Below are 17,620 nucleotides of genomic sequence, written 5' to 3' on the forward strand. Positions count from 1 at the left end.
ATCATCCTGAGCACGTCAAGTATCTGAGCAATCTGGTGTTCACGCTGCAGCTCCGGTACGAGCGTATGGGGTTGCTCACGGATCTGGATGAGGCGGTCGAGATGGGGCGTGAGGCGGTGCGGAGGATGCCGCCTGATCACCCTGAAAGGGGGGTATCGCTGAACAACTTGGGCATCGCGGTGCGTACGCGGTTCGAGCGGCTGGGGGCGGTGGGGGATCTGGATGAGGCGGTCGAGGTGGGGCGTGAGGCGGTGCGGGCGATGCCCGCGGATCATCCTGAGCACGTCAAGTATCTGAGCAATCTGGTGTTCACGCTGCAGCTCCGGTACGAGCGTATGGGGTTGCTCACGGATCTGGATGAGGCGGTCGAGATGGGGCGGGAGGCGGTGCGGAGGATTCCGCCTGATCATCCTCAAAGGGTCGTATCGCTGAACAACTTGGGCATCGCGGTGCGTACGCGGTTCGAGCGGCTGGGGGCGGTGGGGGATCTGGATGAGGCGGTCGAGGTGGGGCGTGAGGCGGTGCGGGCGATATCCGCGGATCAGCCTGACCGAGCCAAACCTCTGACCACTCTGGGGAACGCGCTGCTGGTCCGGTTCACGCGTACGGGGCAGGTGAGCGATCTGGATGAGGCGGTCGAGGTGGGGCGGCAGGCGGTACGGGCCGTATCTGCTGATCACCCTGGCCGAGCCCGGACTCTGTGTATCTGGGGCAACGCCTTGTCGGTCCGGTTCGGACGCACCGGGACCATGGATGACCGGAATACGGCGGCGTCGGTGTTCGCAGAGGCGGCAGGCGTGGAGTCCGCCGCGCCTTCGATTCGGATCAACGCGGCTCGGGCGGCCGCGTCACTGTGGGCGGTCTCGGAGCCCGCACGGGCTGCCGCGCTCCTGGAGAAAGCGGTGGAGTTGCTGCCGCTTGTCGCGCCGCGGCGGCTGGAGCGGCCGGACCAGCAGCATGCCCTTGGTGCGTTCGGCGGGATCGCCGCCGATGCCGCCGCCCTGACGCTCGCCGATCCGGGTCTGCCTTCCCATGCACGGCCCGCGCGGGCGTTGCGGCTGCTGGAGGCGGCCAGGGCGGTCATGCTGAGCCAAGCGCTGCGAACCCGTGGCGACGTGACCGAACTACGTGAACGCCATCCTGACCTCGCCGCCCGGTTCGTCGAACTGCGGGAGGTGCTGGACGGGTTCACTGGTGGAGCGGCCTCGGCCGTCATGACCTCTGCCGATCAGACGCCGGCGGACGCGGCCCGGCAGACGGCGCAGGACGGCCGGCGCCTGTTGGCGGAGGAGTTCACCGCACTGCTCGAGCACATTCGCACCCTGAACGGTTTCGCCCACTTCGCTCTTCCCCCCACCACCGGACAACTCCTGGAGCAGGCGGTGTCCGGGCCGGTGGTGGTGTTCAGCGTCAGCAATCACCGCAGCGACGCACTGCTGCTCACTTCTGGCGGTGTCACCGCCCTGACACTGCCAGGCCTCACCCTCGCCGCCGTGATCGACCAGGTCAACGCCTTTCACCAGGCCCTGAGCACCGCCGCCGACACCACCGCCCCCCGCGCCGCCCGGGCCGACGCCGAGATGACGATCCAGGACGTCCTGGGCTGGCTGTGGGATGAGGCCGCCGGGCCGGTACTGGCAGCACTGGGGTATCACCAGCCGCCCGCACCCGGCGAACCGTGGCCGCGTGTGTGGTGGGTACCGGGCGGAGTGCTTAGCCTGCTGCCCGTTCACGCCGCCGGCCACCACACCGGGCTGACCGACCCACAGCACCGCACCGTGCTGGACCGGGTCGTCTCCTCCTACACTCCGACCGTCGGTGCCCTGCGCCACGCTCGGCAGCGCAGCGCGGCCCGCGGCACCGCATCGCATCGCGGGCTCATCGTCGCGATGCCGACCACCCCGGGGTTGTCCGGCCACGGCGACCTGCCGAACGTGACCGCCGAAGCCGCCAAGGTGCGCGCCCGCCTGCCCGACTCGGTGGTGCTCAGCGAACCCGGCGGTACCACCCCCGCTGACCCTGGCCGGTTACCGACCACCGCCAATGTCCTGACTCATCTGTCTCGGTGCGCGATCGCGCACTTCGCGTGCCACGGTGTCAGTGACCCGGCTGACCCCTCCAACAGTCGTGTGTTGCTGCACGACCACCAGACCGACCCGCTGACGGTCACCGCCCTGGTTCCCATCGCCCTGGATCACGCCCGTCTGGCCTACTTGTCGGCCTGCGGCACCGCCCTCACCGCCACCGTCCATCTGCTGGACGAGGCGATCCATCTCGCTTCGGTGTTCCAGCTCGCTGGGTTCCCCCACGTCGTCGCCACCTTGTGGCCGATCAACGACGCCGTCGCCGTCACCATCGCCACCGCCTTCTACACCGCCCTCACCACAGCAGACGGCACTCTGGACACCGACCAGGCCGCCTGCGCGCTGCATCGCAGTGTTCGCGCCATCCGTGCCGCCCACCTCACCACTCCCTCGCTGTGGGCTGCTTACATCCACGCAGGCGCGTGACGATGGGGGGCGGGGTACGTCGCGGCCGGGACCGCCGCGACGTCGCCGCGGTCCACAACCCGCACGGGCCGCGGGCCGAAGCCCGCGGCCGTTCCGGGTGGCCGGGGTCAGGGGAAGGCCGGGCCGAAGCGGCCGATGCGGCCCTTGACGTAGAGGGGGGTCCATGAGGAGTACACGTACGGCAGTGCCGTGGGTGTGACCTCCCCGCGGTTGAGCCAGATCTCCACGTACGCCTGCACCTTGTCGTAGCGGGGGCCGGCGTCCCCGACGGGTGTGCCGAAGAGGGTCTTGGTCAGGCTCTCCTTGTCCATGGCGTCGGGCGCGAGGTCGGTGACGTAGACGGCCGCGCCGGGCCAGCCCGGCATGATCACGCCGGACGCCACGATGGAGTCGATCGCCTCCTGAGGGCCGTAGTGGTAGTAGCGCTGCAGCGTCTGGGCCTCCTCGTCCGCGGCCGTCGTGGCGACGGCGGTGACGACGAGCAGGGCGGCCATGAGCAGGAGGCCGGCCACGCCGGGGGCGGGGACCGGACGGCCGAGAAGGCGGGGGCCGAGGGCGACCGCGGCGCCGAGCGCCGGTCCGGGGCCGCCGTCACCGCCCCGGGTGGCGCCGGGGTACGTCTGACCGGTGACGCCGCGCCATGTGGGCCCGCTGTGGCCGGAGTTCCCGAAGTGGCATCCGACCCGGCACTGGGCCGGAGCGGCGCCACCGGGGCCGGCGCCGGACTCGTCGGAGTAGGCCAGCCCGCCGGGGTCGGTCCCGGAGCCCCAGGGCGCCCCGCCCCCGCCGGTGATCCAGTCCGCGACCTGGTCGGTCCAGAAGGTCGCGTTGTCGTAGTCGACCCACGTCGCGCAGCCGTCGCCTCCGCCGGAGGCGTCGCAGCCGACGTCGGTGCACTCGGCCAGGTAGCCGCTCGCGAAGCAGGGGTAGTAGCCGCTGGGGTCGGTGAAGGTGAGCGGGCTGTTGCCCACGTAGCTGTAGGGGTTCCAGCTCTGGCCGTTGCCGGGGGCGCCGACGATCGGGTCGGGCGTGAGGAACCGCCGCAGGGACGGGTCGTAGACGCGGCCGTCCATGTTGATCAGCTTCAGGGCGTCGTCGTGCTCGTGTCCGGTGAAGCCCCGCGTCACGGTGCCGGCCGTCCCGGTGAACACGCTGCCGTCGGGATTCACGCGCTGCCCGAACGGCTCGTAGTAGTGCCTGCTCTGCGGGTCGCCGTCGCCGTCGAGCACCTGGGTGACGCTGCCGAGGGCGTCGTGCAGGGAGTAGAGGACCTCGGTGGTGCCCGAGCCCCCGCCGGCGGGCTGGCGGTGGACGACGTCGGCGGCCGCGCCCTCGACGCCGCGCACGTGGAAGACGTGCTCGACGGTGCCGCCGGTCGTGCGCTTCTCGTAGTACCCGGGCACGTAGAGCGTGGATCCGTGGACCCCGCTCTTCCTGACGCGCCGCCCGAAGGCGTCGTAGGCGAAGTTCCAGGTCTGGCTGCCCGCCTGCACGGTCTTCGGCAGGTCGTCGAAGGGCGTGTAGGTGACACTCTGGGCGGGTCTCGTGGTCAGCCGGCCGTAGCCGTCGTACCCGAGGCCGGTGTGGGTGTGCGACGGCAGCGCGGTGACCCGGGTCAGGGTGCGGGGCTGGGTGCCGTCGGGCAGGCCGTACGTGCGGTGCTCGACCGGCGCGCCGTCGCGGTGGATGTCGGTGAGGTTGCCGATCGTGTCGTAGCGGTAGTCGGTGACGGGCCCGCTGCCGGGGTCCACCGTCCACCGGGTCAGCCGGCGCAGCGTGTCGTAGGCGAAGGTCTCCTCTCTTTCCAGCGCGCCGTCGTCGGTGGTGCGGCTCTTGACGAGCCCGCTCGGCCAGTGGCCGTAGCCGATGTCCAGCAGGGTGGTGGTGCCCTTGGCCGCGGTGACGCCGGTCAGCCGGCCGGTGGCCGGGTCGCGCTCGTGGTGCAGGGCGACGGAGCCGCCGAGCACCCCGTCGGTCAGGGCCATGTCGGCGTCGCGCCCGGTGACCTGCCACAACGTCCCGGCGGGTTGCTGGCCGGAGACGTCGGTGACCGACTTCAGGTACCCGAGGGGGTTGTAGGCGTACTGGACGGTGAAGCGGTCCCGGCCGGGCACCTCCGGATAGGCCAGGGTGTGCAGGCGGCCGTTCGCGTCGTAGGTCATGTCGAGGCTGTAGGTGCCCTGCTGGCCGTCGACGAGGTCCAGGCCGGCCGGCCGTCCGGCCGTGTCGTAGCGGTACGCGGTGGTGACGCCGTCGAAGCCGGTGGCCTGGGCGAGCATCCCCCGGCCGTGCGGGCTGGTGTCCCAGGTGAAGACGGTGGTGCCGTCCGCCTGCTGGACGGTGGCGGGGCGGCCGAGCTGGTCGTAGGTGTATCCCCTGACCAGGCCGCCGGCGACCTCTCTGCGCGTCTCCCCGAAACCGTTGTACTTGTACGAGGTCCAGCCCTGGTCGGGGTGGTTCAGGGAGGTGCGCCGCCCGCGCGCGTCATACGCCATCACCGTCTGGGCGCCCTTGGGGTCGGTGACGGTGCGCGGCAGGTCGAAGGGGGCGTAGGTGTAGGTGGTCCCGATGTCCTGCTTGGGTTGCCCCGGCACGGCCAGCACGTTCACGCTCCGCACGACGCGGCCGTCGGCGTCGAACGTGACCACGCCCTCGTCGCCCCCGGCGTCCACGGAGCGCTGCTCGGACATGGTGTAGGTGCTGGTGGTCACGGCGCCGCCGGGCAGTTCGCCGCGCACCAGCCGGTCGAGGCTGTCGTAGATGTACTTGGTGTGCGCGGCGGGGGCGCCGGTCGCCGGCCTGCTCTGCCGCACCAGGCGGCCGAGCGCGTCGTACACCGCCTCCACGGCGATGGGCTGGCCGTCGAGTCCCGGCGTGGCGGTCCGCAGCGCAAGGCCGCGCGCGTCGCTGGTGAGGACGGCTTGCTGCGGCCCGGACGAGGTGGCGATGTGGATGCCGTTGTATCCGCCGAACTCGTCGGCGCGGCCGGTGTAGCTCACGCTGCCGGGCACCTGCCCGTCACCGGCGGTGGTCCTGAGCCTGCCGAGACCGTCGTAGGTGGCGGACGTGGTGACGCCGTTGGCGTCCATGGTCAGCACGGGGAGGCCCAGCGCCGGGTGGACCACCGTCCACTCCGTGGCGACACTGACCGGATCGGGGTGCTCCGACCACGTCTGGCTGGGGTGGATCCGCTCGTCGGGGGCACCCGGGTACACCGGGTCGTACTCGGTGTGCGTGACCCGGGACGGCAGCCCGGCCGCCGCCGCGACGTCGAGGACCGGCACGCCCAGCCCGTCGTACCACTGGGTCGTGGTCAGGCGCTGGTCGAGGTCGGGGTTGTCCTTCTCCAGCGCCACCTGGTGCGGCCGGCCGAGGTCGTCGTGGATGAAACCGGTCCGCCTGGTCACCGGCGGGACCGCCGGGTCGGCCTCCGCCGCGGTCTCGGTTCGGGTCTGCGGCAGCCCCACCAGCCAGTTCCACGTCCGGTTCTCGTAGGTGGAGACGACGGTCCGCGTCACCCCGCCGGCGGTCTTGGTGACCCGCAGGGTGGGACTGCCGAAGTCGTCGAAGTCGCTTTCGGTGTCGACGCGGCGCGGCGGGGACGCCGGCTCGCTGATCCCGCCGACGTGCAGCCTCACGGTGTCCTGCGCGGGGAAGGAGCCCCAGGTGAGGGTGACGGGCTGCTCCCACTCGGTGGTGCGGGACTTGCGCGGGAACACCGCGTGGCTCTTCCCGCCGTTGAGGAGGCGCAGCTCCGTCTGCGTCGCGACGGTCCTGGTCACCCGCGCCGTCACCGAGCCCGGAGCGGTGACGGCCTGCTCCGGGGTGAGGATCGGTGCGGCGGTGGTCACCGTCTTGGCGATCCCCGCGTACGGGTGGTAGCGCCCGTTGCCCAGGCTCGTCCGGTGGTCGAAGGTGGTCACGGTCTGCGACGGCCGTGCGGGGTCCCACACGCGGAACTCGCCGAACCCGAGGAACCCGCGGCCCCGCACATGGGTCACCGGGTCCTCGTAGGAGTAGTGGACCGTGCGGCCCAGCTCCCCGGGGTGGGAGGGGTTGACCAGGTGCGCGCGGGAGGTGACCGAGCGGACCACCATCAGCCCGCGGCGGATGCACCGCAGCGGGTAGGCGCACGTGTGGCCCGCCTTGCCGGCGGGGGTGTCCGACCACTCGGGGGAGTAGGTCACCGACTCCCTGGGCCACGCGGTGTGCTCGTCGAAGACCTTGACGACCCGGTCGGTGGCGTGCGGGTTCTGCCGGAGCAGCTTCATGGTGCCGTCCTCGGTGACCGTCACGATGTCGGGGTGTCCGTCGCCGTTGAAGTCGCCGATCCTGGTCATCGTGGTGCCGAAGGTGTTGCGGTAGGGCGTTCCGAAGTTCAGGGGGTGCTCGGTGAAGGTGCCGTCCCCCTGGGAGAGCCACAGCCCGGTGCTGCTCACCAGGTCGTCGCGGCCGTCCAGGTTGACGTCGGCGGTCCTGCACGTGTGCGGGCACGAGCCGAGATCGACGGTCCCGGCGGCCAGCTCCAGGCCGTTGCCGGTGTTCCACAGCGCCTGGTGGGTGTTGTTCCCCCGGGAGCCCAGCACGTCGATCAACCCGTCGCCGTTGAAGTCCCCCTGCGGGTGTTGCCAGCCGGCGGCGGAACGGTACGTGCCGGCCTCCCCGAGGAACGTCGACGGGGTGGCCTGCAACTGCTTGCCGGACCCCCGGCCGAGCACGTGGCCCTTCGGCCAGCCCTGGTCGTCCGCGCAGAACCCTCGCTGCGCGTCCGGGTCCGCGCTGTAGGTCCGCTCGGTGACCAGGAGCTCGCCGCGCCCGTCCCCGTCCACGTCCCCGGCGCGGGCGGCGCAGCCCGCCTTCACCCCGGTGGGGACCGGATCCCCCAGCGCCATGCCGCCCGCGTTGTGGCGGACCTGGTACTCGCCCCAGTTCATGTGCAGTTCCGGGGTCTGCAGCGGCTCGACGTAGTGCGAGGTGTAGGCGCCCTGCGCCAGGTCAAGGCGTCCGTCGCCGTCGAAGTCCACCCATTCGGTGGGCGGGCAGAACAAGCCCTGGGCGGCGATCAAGGTCGTGCACGCGTTCCCCGAGACCCCGGTGCGCCGGAAGGCCTGGGCCGCGGCGTCCCACCGCAGGAGTTCGTACGTGCCGGCGTGCGGCACCCACCATTCGGACACGCCGTCGCCGTCCACGTCGACCGGCCGGCCGCGGGACACGGCGACGGCACCCGTGGTCATCGGGGTGCCGTCGGTGTCGTGCACCTTGTTCTGCGGGATCAGCGTGCTCAGCGGCTGCGGCGCGCCGCCGGCGTCCCGGGTCCCGAGCCGGGCGAACGTCCGCTCCTGACCGGTCGGCCCGCCGCGGAAGTACACCAGGTCGTCGAGCCCGTCGCCGTTGACGTCCAGCACCTGCAGCCACGGGGCCTGGGACGCGATGTGCTCGGCCGAGGTGTCCAGGTCGATCTGGCCGAGCGCCGTGGCGGTGAAGGCCGGCGCGGGTGAGCTCTGGTCCCAGCCGAACTTCTTGGCCCAGGCGCATCCGCCCGCCGCCGCGCACTTCCTGGCCGACGCCAGCAGGCTGCGGCCGGTCCTCCCGCTGGTCTCGTAGTCCAGGTCGTACTTCCAGACCAGCGCGGTCGCGGCGGGGTTCGGCGCGTACATGGCGATCGACGCGACACGCTTGGCCAGGACGAAGCGCACCCCGCTCTTCCAGTTCACCTGGACGTGCGGGTGGTCCTCCACCTCGAACTCCACGTAGCGGTGCGCCTGCTGCTGGCCGTTCGAGGTGTAGCGGATCCGGTGGGGGACGATCTGCAGTCCTTCGGCGCCGCCGAGGTTCTGGTACTCGTAGGTCATCGTGTTGCCCGCGCGGTCGCGCTCGGTGGTCAGCGTCCACATCACGCGCGGCGTCCCGGCGGCGAGGGTCCGCTGCGAGGGCGGCGTCGCCGGTGTCGCGGGGTCGTGGTCCACCACCGAGATCCAGCGTGGGGCCGTCACCGCGGTGTACTCCCGGATCCGCCCGTTCTTCAGGTACGCGACGAACTTCCCCGGCCCCGCGGCGGTGCTGTCCTGCGACACGAACCTCGTGAAGACGTCGGTCTCGGTGCGGTACTCGGTGCCCTCGCCGCCGTTGGCGCCGCCGTCCAGCGGGACCAGCTTGGTGCCGTTCACGCAGAACCGGTCCCAGATGTCGAGATGCACGCCGCTGACGAACCCCTCGGTCGCCAGGGTCTGGCCGCACCGCGTGATCGCCGAGAGCGCCGGCAGCGACCAGCCCACACCGAACAGGCCGTCGGTGCCGTTGCTGGAGTACTCAAGCGACAGCTCCGGCCGGACCCCGGCCCGGCCCGCGGGCACGTCGAGGGGCAGGGACATCGTGTAGTTGCCCGACGGCTTGACCTCGGAGGACCACGGCAGGTAGCCCACGGACTGTGCCGCCACGACCGGGTCGTCCGGGACGGTCAGCGGCTCGGGCGGCTCGGGCTTGACCACGGCCGCCGCCGCCACGGCCGGCCGGGCGGGGGCCGCCACCAGCGACTGGGCCACCAGCGCCGCCGTCACCACGAGCGACAGCGCGCGGGCCGGCCATCTCCTCCGACGCATCGGGGTATTCCTTTCCTGATTACTGCGATCACACGGTGGTGTAGCGGCCCGGGGCGACGATCCCCGCGGGGTCGAGCGCGTGCTTCAGGTCCGCGACGGTGTCCCAGAAGGCGTCGCCGGGGCGGGCCGCGACGTCCATGTCCTGGACGCCGAGGCGGTAGGGCGCGAAACCGGCGGCCATGAGAGCGTGGTGGAGCGCCGTCACGTACGCGCGCGCACGGGCCGCCTCGCGCGGCTCCCGGCGGTCGAACAGCACGTTGACGACGAACTCCATGGTGTGGGGGCTGACGGCGTTGAGGCTGACGGACGGCTCGAAGCCGTGCTCGGCGCCGAGGTGGCGCGCCAGGGTCACCGCGTGGCACGCGGCCTCCCCCGCCAGCGGCACCGCCTGGACGCAGAACACCGTGCCGGCCCGTGACAGGTCCACCCGGCCGGGGGAGTACGGTTCGCCGGACCGCGCGAGCAGGAGTTCGACGGCCTTGTCGGTGGGGCGGCCGAGCATCAGGTCGAACACCCCGCGCCGCGCGGCCAGGACCGGGTCGGGTTCCGGCGGAGCCGGGGCTGCGGACGGGTCGAGTTCCTCGATGTGGACGTCGCCCACCGGGCCGAGGACCGCCTCGATGTCGGCGCGGCAGGCGTCGGCCACCGCAGGGGACCCGCCGGCGGTGAGGAACGCCGTCCACACCCCGCCGTCGAGGTTCAGCGATGTCCGCAGGCGGGAGGTGTCGAACACGTGGCTCACCGTCCGGACGGTCTCCTGCACGTGGAGCAGCCGCAGGCCGTCGATCAGCGCCCGCAGGCCGTCCTCGGCGCCGACCGTGACGGCCACGCCGTACTGCCGGCGCGGCCTCGGCCGGACGCGCACGGCGGCGGCGGTCACGACGCCGAGGCTGGACTGCGTGAACAGGCCGTTGAGCGAGGGGCCGACGCCGTGCGGCCAGCGGTGCCCCATGAGGCCGGGCGAGCCCCAGTGACCGGTGCGCAGCAGGCGGCCGTTCCCGAGCACGGCCTCCAGCGCGACCAGGTCGTCCATGCGGGGCGACAGGTAACCCACCCCCCGGTCCAGGAGGTTGCCGAGGACGCTGGAGTCGGTGCTCGACCCGGTGACGTTGGGGTGTGCCCAGGGAGCCCTCGCGCCGAGGAAGGCGCACAGGGCCGACTGGGTGACCCCGGGCTCGACGACCACCACGTGGGCGTCCTCGTCGAACTCGCGGATCGCGTCCAGCCGCGACAGGTCGAGGACCGCCGTGCCGTCCCGCACCGGGAGCCGGGAGCCGAGGCCCCAGTTGCGCCCGCGGCTGATCGGGTACAGGGGGACGCCGTGCCGGCGGGCGGCCGCCACGACGCCACGCACCTGCGCGGCCGTGGCGGGCCGCACCACCGCGGGCACGTCACGCGTCTGCCCGCAGACGGCGGTGCCGTAGCGCGCGAGGATCGGCGGGTCGGTGAGCACGTGCTCCGCGCCGACGCGCCGCCGCCAGTCCCGCACGGCCGCGCCGAGGGGCGTCAGGTCCGGGCGCACGAGCACTCCTCGCGGCCCGTCACGCGGAGCAGGTCCGCCACGACGGGGCGCAGCTCCGCGGCGAGCTGCCGGTCGCGGGCCGGGAGGTCCGCGGGGGTGCACGCCATCAGCACGGCCTCGTCCTCCACCTCGGGCAGCGGGTATCGCGTGGGGGAGACCTCGGTGAACCCCATCCGCCGCAGGATCTCGTGCTGGCCGTCGCGCGTCCCCGCGAGGATCACGGCGAGCCGCAGGCCGAGCTGTTCCAGCAGGACGGTCCCCGCGACGACGAGCAGCCGGCCCACGCCGCGCGCACGCGCGTCCTCGGCGACCACCAGGCGTGCGCCCTCCCCGGTGTCGGACGGCGCGTACCCGCCGGCCGCGAGCAGACGTCCCGCCTCCGCCCCGGCCAGCGCCATCACCCGGCCCCGGGTGGCGGCGCCGAGCGGGGTCAGGCGCACCGACCCGGTGAGGGGGCCGCCTGCCGCGTTCCTGGCGAGGATGTGGTAGGCGTGCGCGTCATGCCGGTCGGGGTCGGCGAAAAGGCCGTCGCCCACCTTGAAGCGCGGCCGCCGCCCCCCGTCATGGATGACCCTCCCGCGGAAGGCCCGCAACTCCTCCTGCCACGCCTCACACGGGCGCGCCGGGCACGTCCAGGCCCGGATCTCCAAGCTCGGCCGGCCGGGCTCCGGGGACGTCCCGGACACCGGCCGCCGGTGCGCCGAAGGCGGCATCTCTACTCCCATGGGTGCCGCCCCGGTGAGCGGGGCGGGTCAAGCCCGCGGGCGCGGCGTGGTGCCGCGCCCGCGGATCGGTGCCGGGGTCAGGGGACGGAGACGTGCTCGACCTTGTAGCTCTTCACGCCGAACAGGCACCCCGCCGTGTTCTCGGACGGCGACGCGCCGAGCCAGGTCCCGTACGTGTCCGTGATCTTCGTCGGGGCGCCGTGGTAGGTGAAACCCCACTCGCATTCGGTGACGAGCCTGACCGTGCTGGCCGGCGAGTTCGCGCTCTTCTTCATGCACCTGGCGTAGGCCCGGTAACCGGTCTGGCTCTGCCAGTCGCCCGGGTAGTTGTCGTAGTCGTCGTAATAGGTGCCGTTGTCGTAGGACGGGCACACGACGTACTGCGTTTCGAGGTACGTGCCCGCCGTCGCGGGCGCTTCGGCCCCCACGACCGCGAGTGCCGTCAGCGCCGCCAGCCCCAGGGCCGCCGCGGGCCTCCTGATCGATGTGCGCATGAGAGATCCCCCATCTCCGTGCCGGAAAGGACGCGACGCTCCGCCGCGCCCAGAAAATGATCCGGCACGCCGGGCCGTCGTTTCATCGGGAATTCATCCTGATACCGACCCCAAGTTTTCCCGGTTACCGATCCATACCGGCGGGGCACTGTGGCGGCCACCTGTTTTGGGGGTCGTGTCAGGGGACCCCGAAATCGCCCGGCCGCGCGCTTTCACCGTGGTGTCATTCTTTTCTCACGCGGTTCCCTAGCGTCCGAGACGTCGACGACGGATGACGGCCCGGCACGACGGAAACCGTGTGCACGGGCGGGGAGGCGGATGTCCATGAGACTGGCGAGAACCCTGGTGGCCGCCGGATCGCTGCTGTGCGCGCTGATCCCGGCGGCGGCGCACGGCGAGGCGGGGGAGTCCTGCGCCGACGCGGGCAAGGGCGCCGCCCGCGTCTGCTTCACCCGGCCGGACCTGCTGGAGGCCTATGACATGGTCAGGCGCCTGGAGTGGCACCCGCGCGCCCCCCGTTCGACCTTCGCCGTGCACCCCGGCCCGGACGGCACGCGGCTCCACGTGAGCTTCGGCCCGGGTGACAGTGACGTCGCCCGGGCGCTGAAGGCGGAGCTCGGCGACCGCGTCGAGCTGACGCAGAGCGCGGTGACCCGGTTCGAGGGCGGCCGCGCCTCGGACGCCGGCCCGCACTGGGGCGGAGCCGAGATCCAGGTCTTCGGGAACATCTGCACCTCGGGTTTCTCGGTGGTGCTCCCCGGCGGGGCCCGGGGCTCGGTCTCGGCCGGCCACTGCTTCGACGACGGCGACGGCCTGGCCTCGGGGCCGCACTTCTACGGTGTCGCCCACGGCGAGTCGGGGTTCCCCGCCTACGACATGATCGCGATCTCCGGCGGGGGGGCGTACACCAACAAGATCTACACCGATCCCGGATCCCCCATCTCCCGTACCGTGATCGGCCGGGGCGACCCCGCGATGGGCTCCTCGGTGTGCGTGAGCGGGCGACTGGCCAAGGCCAGGTGCGGCGGGACCGTCGTCAGCCTGGCCGGGGCGCTGTTCCAGGGCGGCGGCTGGACGACCGACCTGATCGTGGTGAGCAAGCCCGGCCAGTTCCTCGGCACCGTCGGGGACTCCGGCGGCCCGGTGTACTCGCAGGCGGCGGGCAGTGGCGCCGTCGTCCGCGGCATGATCGTCGGCGGCACCCTCATCGGGGACACGGTGTACGCCGAGAAGGTCTCCACCATCGAAAGTCATCTGGGGGTCACGGTCGCCGTGACCCCTTAGCCGAGGCATTCGCCACCGTTTTCCGCCGGTGTTCCGCGCGCAGCGATGTTTGGGGTGCGGTTTAGGGGTGGCCCAGGAGGCGGCGATCGGCGGAACGCGATGGGATTGCGTCCGGAAAGGCACTCACCGGGCCGCGTGAAAACGCCGGGCCGACCGGCCGTGAATGTGTTTCCCGGCCGGTTCTCCTTTCTCTTCTTCAGTCGTTTCCTTTCTCTTCTCCAGCCGTTCGCACACACCCGTGAGCGGGTGTCCCGGCTTTCACATCGTCTTAAGGAGAGTTCGTCATGTCCTCATCGCGGCACGCGGCCGGGCACGGCCCGCTGGCCCCCGTCGGCGGCGCGGCCGGCCCCGGCCCCCTGGCCGGTCTGTGGTCCGACCGCGTCCCGGCGGCCCGCATCGCGGGGGCCGACCCCCTCGGGCTCGACCCGTTCATGGCCCGCCTGCCGGAGCTGAACGCCGCCGGCGACACCCGGGCGATCATCGGCGGGCTGCGCTCGGCGGTCCCGGCGCTCGCGGGCCTGCCCGCCATGGAGGTATGGGACTCCATGGCGGCGGTGCGCGACCTCGGCATGGCCGTCGCCTCCCTCGTGCGCCACGGGCTGACGGCGGGCGACGCCCCCGCCGGCGTCGAGGAGGCGCTGGCCGAGGCCGGGGCGCGGGTGGACATGGTTCCCCGCGAGACGATCCTGCACTACAGCGTGTGGAATCCCGCCGGCGCGCGGCGCCGCACCTTCACCGGCGCCCCTGGCGAGCACGTGCTCATCGAATGCTCCGTCGCCGGGACCCTCCCGCTGGAGAAGGCGGCGCGGGCCCTTTCCACGCTCGTCACCCGTGGCGTGGGGACCGGCGAGCATCGGTTCACGGTCACCTGCCTGGCGGCGGCGCGGGACCTGGAGCAGGCCGCCGCCCACGTGCACATGGAGCGCACGGGACTGGACCCCGTCTTCTTCACCCGGCACCTGCGCCCCTACTTCGAGCCGTTCACGGTGCGGGGCGTCTCCTACCACGCGCCCGCGGCGGCGCACCTGCCGCTGTACGCCGTCGACCAGGCCGTGTGGGCGGCCGACGCCGGCCACGACCGGCTCGACGGCTTCCGCGCCGACCTCGTCCCCTACGGCCTGCCCGTCTGGACGGCCTGCCACGAGGACCTTCTCGGCGTGCCGTCCCTGCTGACCCGGACCCTGCGCGACCTCGACTCCCGGGTGACGCCCGGCGTGCTCGCCGGGGCACGGGCCCTGCTCGCGGTGCTCAAGGCCATGATCGTCTTCCGGGGACGGCACCGCCGGCTGGTCCGCGGCGCCTACCAGGACGCTCTGAGAGGCGCGGAGATCGGCAGCGGGGGAGCGGGCATGGACCTGATCGACGAGTTGCTCGCCGCCACCCGCGCCTACGGTGAGCTCGCCGGCACCGCCGTCACCCGCGCCTCCCGTCACCTGGTGGCCGAGGCGGACCTCCCCGGCGGGGGACGGCGCCCCGCGTGAGCCCCGCGCGTGCCGCCCCTCGCTCTCACCGTCGCACTGTTGTCGGTGTGCGCGGGAGGAGCCGACAATGTGGGGACTGTGAGCGATGCGATGCCATGGCGGTTCGTCGAGCGCGCCGCCGAGCTGACCGTCCTCGACGCGGCCATGCGGAACGCGATGGGGGGACAGGGCCGTTTCGTGGTGGTCGAGGGCGCCGCGGGGCTGGGCAAGACCAGCCTGGCGCGTGAGGCCGCCGCCGCGGCCGAGAAGGCCGGATTCCGGGTGCTGTCCGGCCGGGGCGTGGAGCTGGAACGCGAGTACCCCTTCGGTGTGGCGCGGCAGCTCTTCACCCCGGCGCTGGAGCGGATCGGGCCGGCGGAGCGGAGGAAGGCGACGTCGGCCGGCGCGGCGGTCGCCGTCTCCGCGCTCGGGATCGGCGGGCCGGACGGACCCGTGGCGGCGGTGGGCGAGTTCGCCGTCCTGCACGGCCTGTACTGGCTGACGGCCAACCTGTCACAGGCCCGCCCCCTCATGCTGATGATCGACGACCTGCACTGGGTGGACATGTCCTCCCTGCGGTTCCTGGCGCACGTGCTCCCCCGGCTGGAGGACATCCCGGTCCTGCTGCTCGGCACCGTGCGGCGCAACGAACCCGGCCCCTACCGGAGGATGATCGAGCAGATCACCACCGACCCGGCCTGCGTGTCCCTGCGCCTCGGGCCGCTGAGCGAGGAGTCGGCGCGACGGCTGGTGTCCGCCGCGGTGGGGGAGCACGCCGACGCGGACTTCGTGCGGGCCTGCTGCGCGGCGGCGGAAGGCAACCCGCTGTTCCTGCGCGAGCTGATGCGGGCCGTGGACGCCGAGCGCGTCGCCCCCTCCCGGGCCAACGTGGGCCGGGTCCGGCGGCTCGGGCAGCGGGCGGTGGCGCGGAGCGTGGCGGTGCGGCTGGCGCAGTTGCCCGCGCCGGTCGTACGGCTGACCCGTGCCATGGCCGTCCTCGGGGAGGGGGCCGACCTGGCCGTAGCGGCCCGGCTGGCGCAGATGCCGCTGGCGGACGCCGGGCAGGCGGCGATATTGCTGCGTGGCGTGGAGATCCTGCGTGTGGCCGACTCCGCGGGCCCGGCCGAGCGGTGGGAGTTCGTCCACCCGCTCGTGCGCGACGCCGTCTACGGTGCGATGGACCCCGCCGAGAGGACCGCCCACCACACCCGGGCCGCGCGGTTGCTGCGCGGCGAGGCGGCGAGCACGGAGAAGATCGCGGGTCATCTGCTGTGGAGCCTGCCGGGCGGCGACCCGGACGCCCCCGCCGTCCTGCGTGCCGCCGCGGCCGGCGCCGCGGCCCGCGGCGCGCTGCCCGGCGCGCTCGCCTACCTGCGGCGCTGCCTCGCCGAACCTCTGGACCAGGCCGAACGGCACGCCGTCCTGCTCGACGCGGGGGCCGCCGCGATGGGTGTGGACCCGGCCGAGGCCGCGGAGCACCTGGACGCCGCGATGGCCGGCGCCGCCGACCCTCGTCATCGCGCGTCGATCGCCGTCCACCGGGGCATGGCGTTGTGGATCGTCGGCCGGGCGGAGGAGACGGCGGCGGTGCTGAGGCAGGCCATGGAGGGCCTGCCGGAGGACGACCCGGACCTGCGCCGCCGGCTGGCGGCCCTGATGCTCAACATCCCGCTGTGCCTCACCGGATGGAGCCATCTGCTCGACACGGTCCCGGACCTGCGCCGGCTGCCTCCCGCGGACACCGTGGGCGCCCGGATGCTGAACATGATGATCGCCTGCATCGAGGTCTTCGACGGCGACCCGCGTGGCGTCGAGGCGGCGCTCGAGGCCGTGACGGACGGGTGGCTGGACCGCGAGGCCGGCACGGGCATGGGGGTCGCGCAGGCGGCGGCCATGATGTTGCTGACCGGCGACGTGGAAGCGGGCATGGGCTTCGTGGACGCCGGCCTGGCGGAGTCCTATCTGAAGGGCTCGGTGGTCGAGGCGACCGCCCACCACGCGTACCGCATGATCGGGTGGCTCTTCCGCGGGGACCTGGCCGCGGCCGCGGCCGACGCCGGGGAGGCGATGCGCGGCATCGAGGAGAACGGCCTGGACACCGCACGGCCGTCCGTCGCCGGGCACTTCGCCGAGGTCCTCGTCGAACGGGGCGAGCCGGCGCGAGCGCAGGCCGTGCTGGACTGGGGCGAGGCCCCGCCGGTCATCCGGTCCACCGGGCTGACCTTCTGGTACGTCCAGCAAGGGCGTGCCCGGGTGGCGCGGGCGCGCGGTCAGCACGCCGAGGCCCTGGAGGCGGCGCTGGAGGCGGGGGAGCGGTTCGCGGCGAGCGGCGGCAGGAACCCGGCGCTCGTGGCCTGGCGGTCGGAGGCGGCCCTGTGCCTGCGTTCCCTCGGCCGGGCCGAGGAGGCCCGCGACCACGCACGGACCGAGGTGGAGCTGGCACGCCGCTGGGGTGCGCCACGGGCGCTCGGCCGGGCGCTCCGGGTGGCGGGCGTGGTCGCCGGAGGGGAGCAGGGCCTGGAGATGCTGCGTGAGGCGGTGGACGTGCTGCGCCCCTCGTCGGCCAGGCTGGAGTACGCCAAGTCGCTGACGGGCCTCGGCGCCGCGTTGTTCCGGTGCGGGCGGACCGGCGAGGCGCAGGAGGCGCTGCGCGAGGGCATGGCGCTGGCCGAGAGCTGCGGGGCGGAACCCCTGGCGGACAGCGCGCGCGCCGTGCTGCGCGACACCGGGGTGCGGCCCCCGCGCAAGAGCGCGAGCGGCATGGAGGCGCTGACACCCAGCGAACGCCGGGTGGCGGGCCTGGCCGCCGCCGGCTCGTCCAACCGCGACATCGCGGAGCTGCTTTTCGTCCTTCCCAAAACCGTCGAGGTGCATCTCACCAGCGTCTATCGCAAGCTCGGCGTGAAAGGGCGGGCGGAGCTCGCCGCGCGCTACCCTGACCCGCCGAGAAACCCGTGAGACCGTGAGAATGGTGCGAAAAATGGCGGTTTCGGATGCGCACTGTGATTGATCGTCTAATCTCGAAC

8 protein-coding genes are annotated in these 17,620 nt (G+C 73.0%); 4 read left to right on the forward strand and 4 right to left on the reverse strand.

Annotated elements, in window-relative coordinates:
- A partial coding sequence (locus ABGB17_RS31035) for a CHAT domain-containing tetratricopeptide repeat protein (RefSeq protein ID WP_347636120.1) occupies positions 1-2,510 on the forward strand: 2,510 nt, incomplete at its 5' end.
- Between the two features lie 107 nt (positions 2,511-2,617).
- Here ABGB17_RS31035 and ABGB17_RS31040 read toward each other — a convergent pair.
- From ABGB17_RS31040 to ABGB17_RS31055, 4 genes are all read right to left on the reverse strand, one after another.
- Positions 2,618-9,109: an FG-GAP-like repeat-containing protein gene (locus tag ABGB17_RS31040; RefSeq protein ID WP_347636122.1), complete on the reverse strand. Its 6,492-nt coding sequence runs from the start codon at positions 9,107-9,109 to the stop codon at positions 2,618-2,620.
- A gap of 28 nt (positions 9,110-9,137) precedes the next feature.
- Complete coding sequence (locus ABGB17_RS31045) at positions 9,138-10,631, reverse strand: FAD-binding oxidoreductase (protein WP_347636126.1); 1,494 nt, start codon at positions 10,629-10,631, stop codon at positions 9,138-9,140.
- The gene (locus ABGB17_RS31050; RefSeq protein ID WP_347636129.1) at positions 10,616-11,344 is read right to left on the reverse strand and encodes a GNAT family N-acetyltransferase; all 729 of its coding nucleotides are present in this window, start codon (positions 11,342-11,344) and stop codon (positions 10,616-10,618) included. The genes ABGB17_RS31045 and ABGB17_RS31050 overlap by 16 nt, the downstream gene beginning before the upstream one ends.
- Positions 11,345-11,433: 89 nt before the next feature.
- Positions 11,434-11,850, reverse strand: coding sequence for a hypothetical protein (locus ABGB17_RS31055; protein ID WP_347636132.1), 417 nt, complete (start codon positions 11,848-11,850; stop codon positions 11,434-11,436).
- Positions 11,851-12,174: 324 nt separating this feature from the next.
- Between ABGB17_RS31055 and ABGB17_RS31060 the strand changes: the two genes are divergently transcribed.
- The 3 genes from ABGB17_RS31060 to ABGB17_RS31070 all read left to right on the forward strand — a co-directional run bounded on the left by ABGB17_RS31060 (position 12,175) and on the right by ABGB17_RS31070 (position 17,552).
- Positions 12,175-13,134, forward strand: a complete 960-nt coding sequence (locus tag ABGB17_RS31060) for a hypothetical protein (RefSeq protein WP_347636135.1) — start codon at positions 12,175-12,177, stop codon at positions 13,132-13,134.
- Positions 13,135-13,418: 284 nt separating this feature from the next.
- Complete coding sequence (locus ABGB17_RS31065; protein WP_347636140.1) at positions 13,419-14,615, forward strand: monodechloroaminopyrrolnitrin synthase PrnB family protein; 1,197 nt, start codon at positions 13,419-13,421, stop codon at positions 14,613-14,615.
- 78 nt (positions 14,616-14,693) lie between these two features.
- Complete coding sequence (locus tag ABGB17_RS31070; protein ID WP_347636143.1) at positions 14,694-17,552, forward strand: AAA family ATPase; 2,859 nt, start codon at positions 14,694-14,696, stop codon at positions 17,550-17,552.
- Positions 17,553-17,620: the final 68 nt, after the last annotated feature.

It is taken from the genome of Sphaerisporangium sp. B11E5, assembly GCF_039871875.1.
Lineage (GTDB): Bacteria > Actinomycetota > Actinomycetes > Streptosporangiales > Streptosporangiaceae > Sphaerisporangium.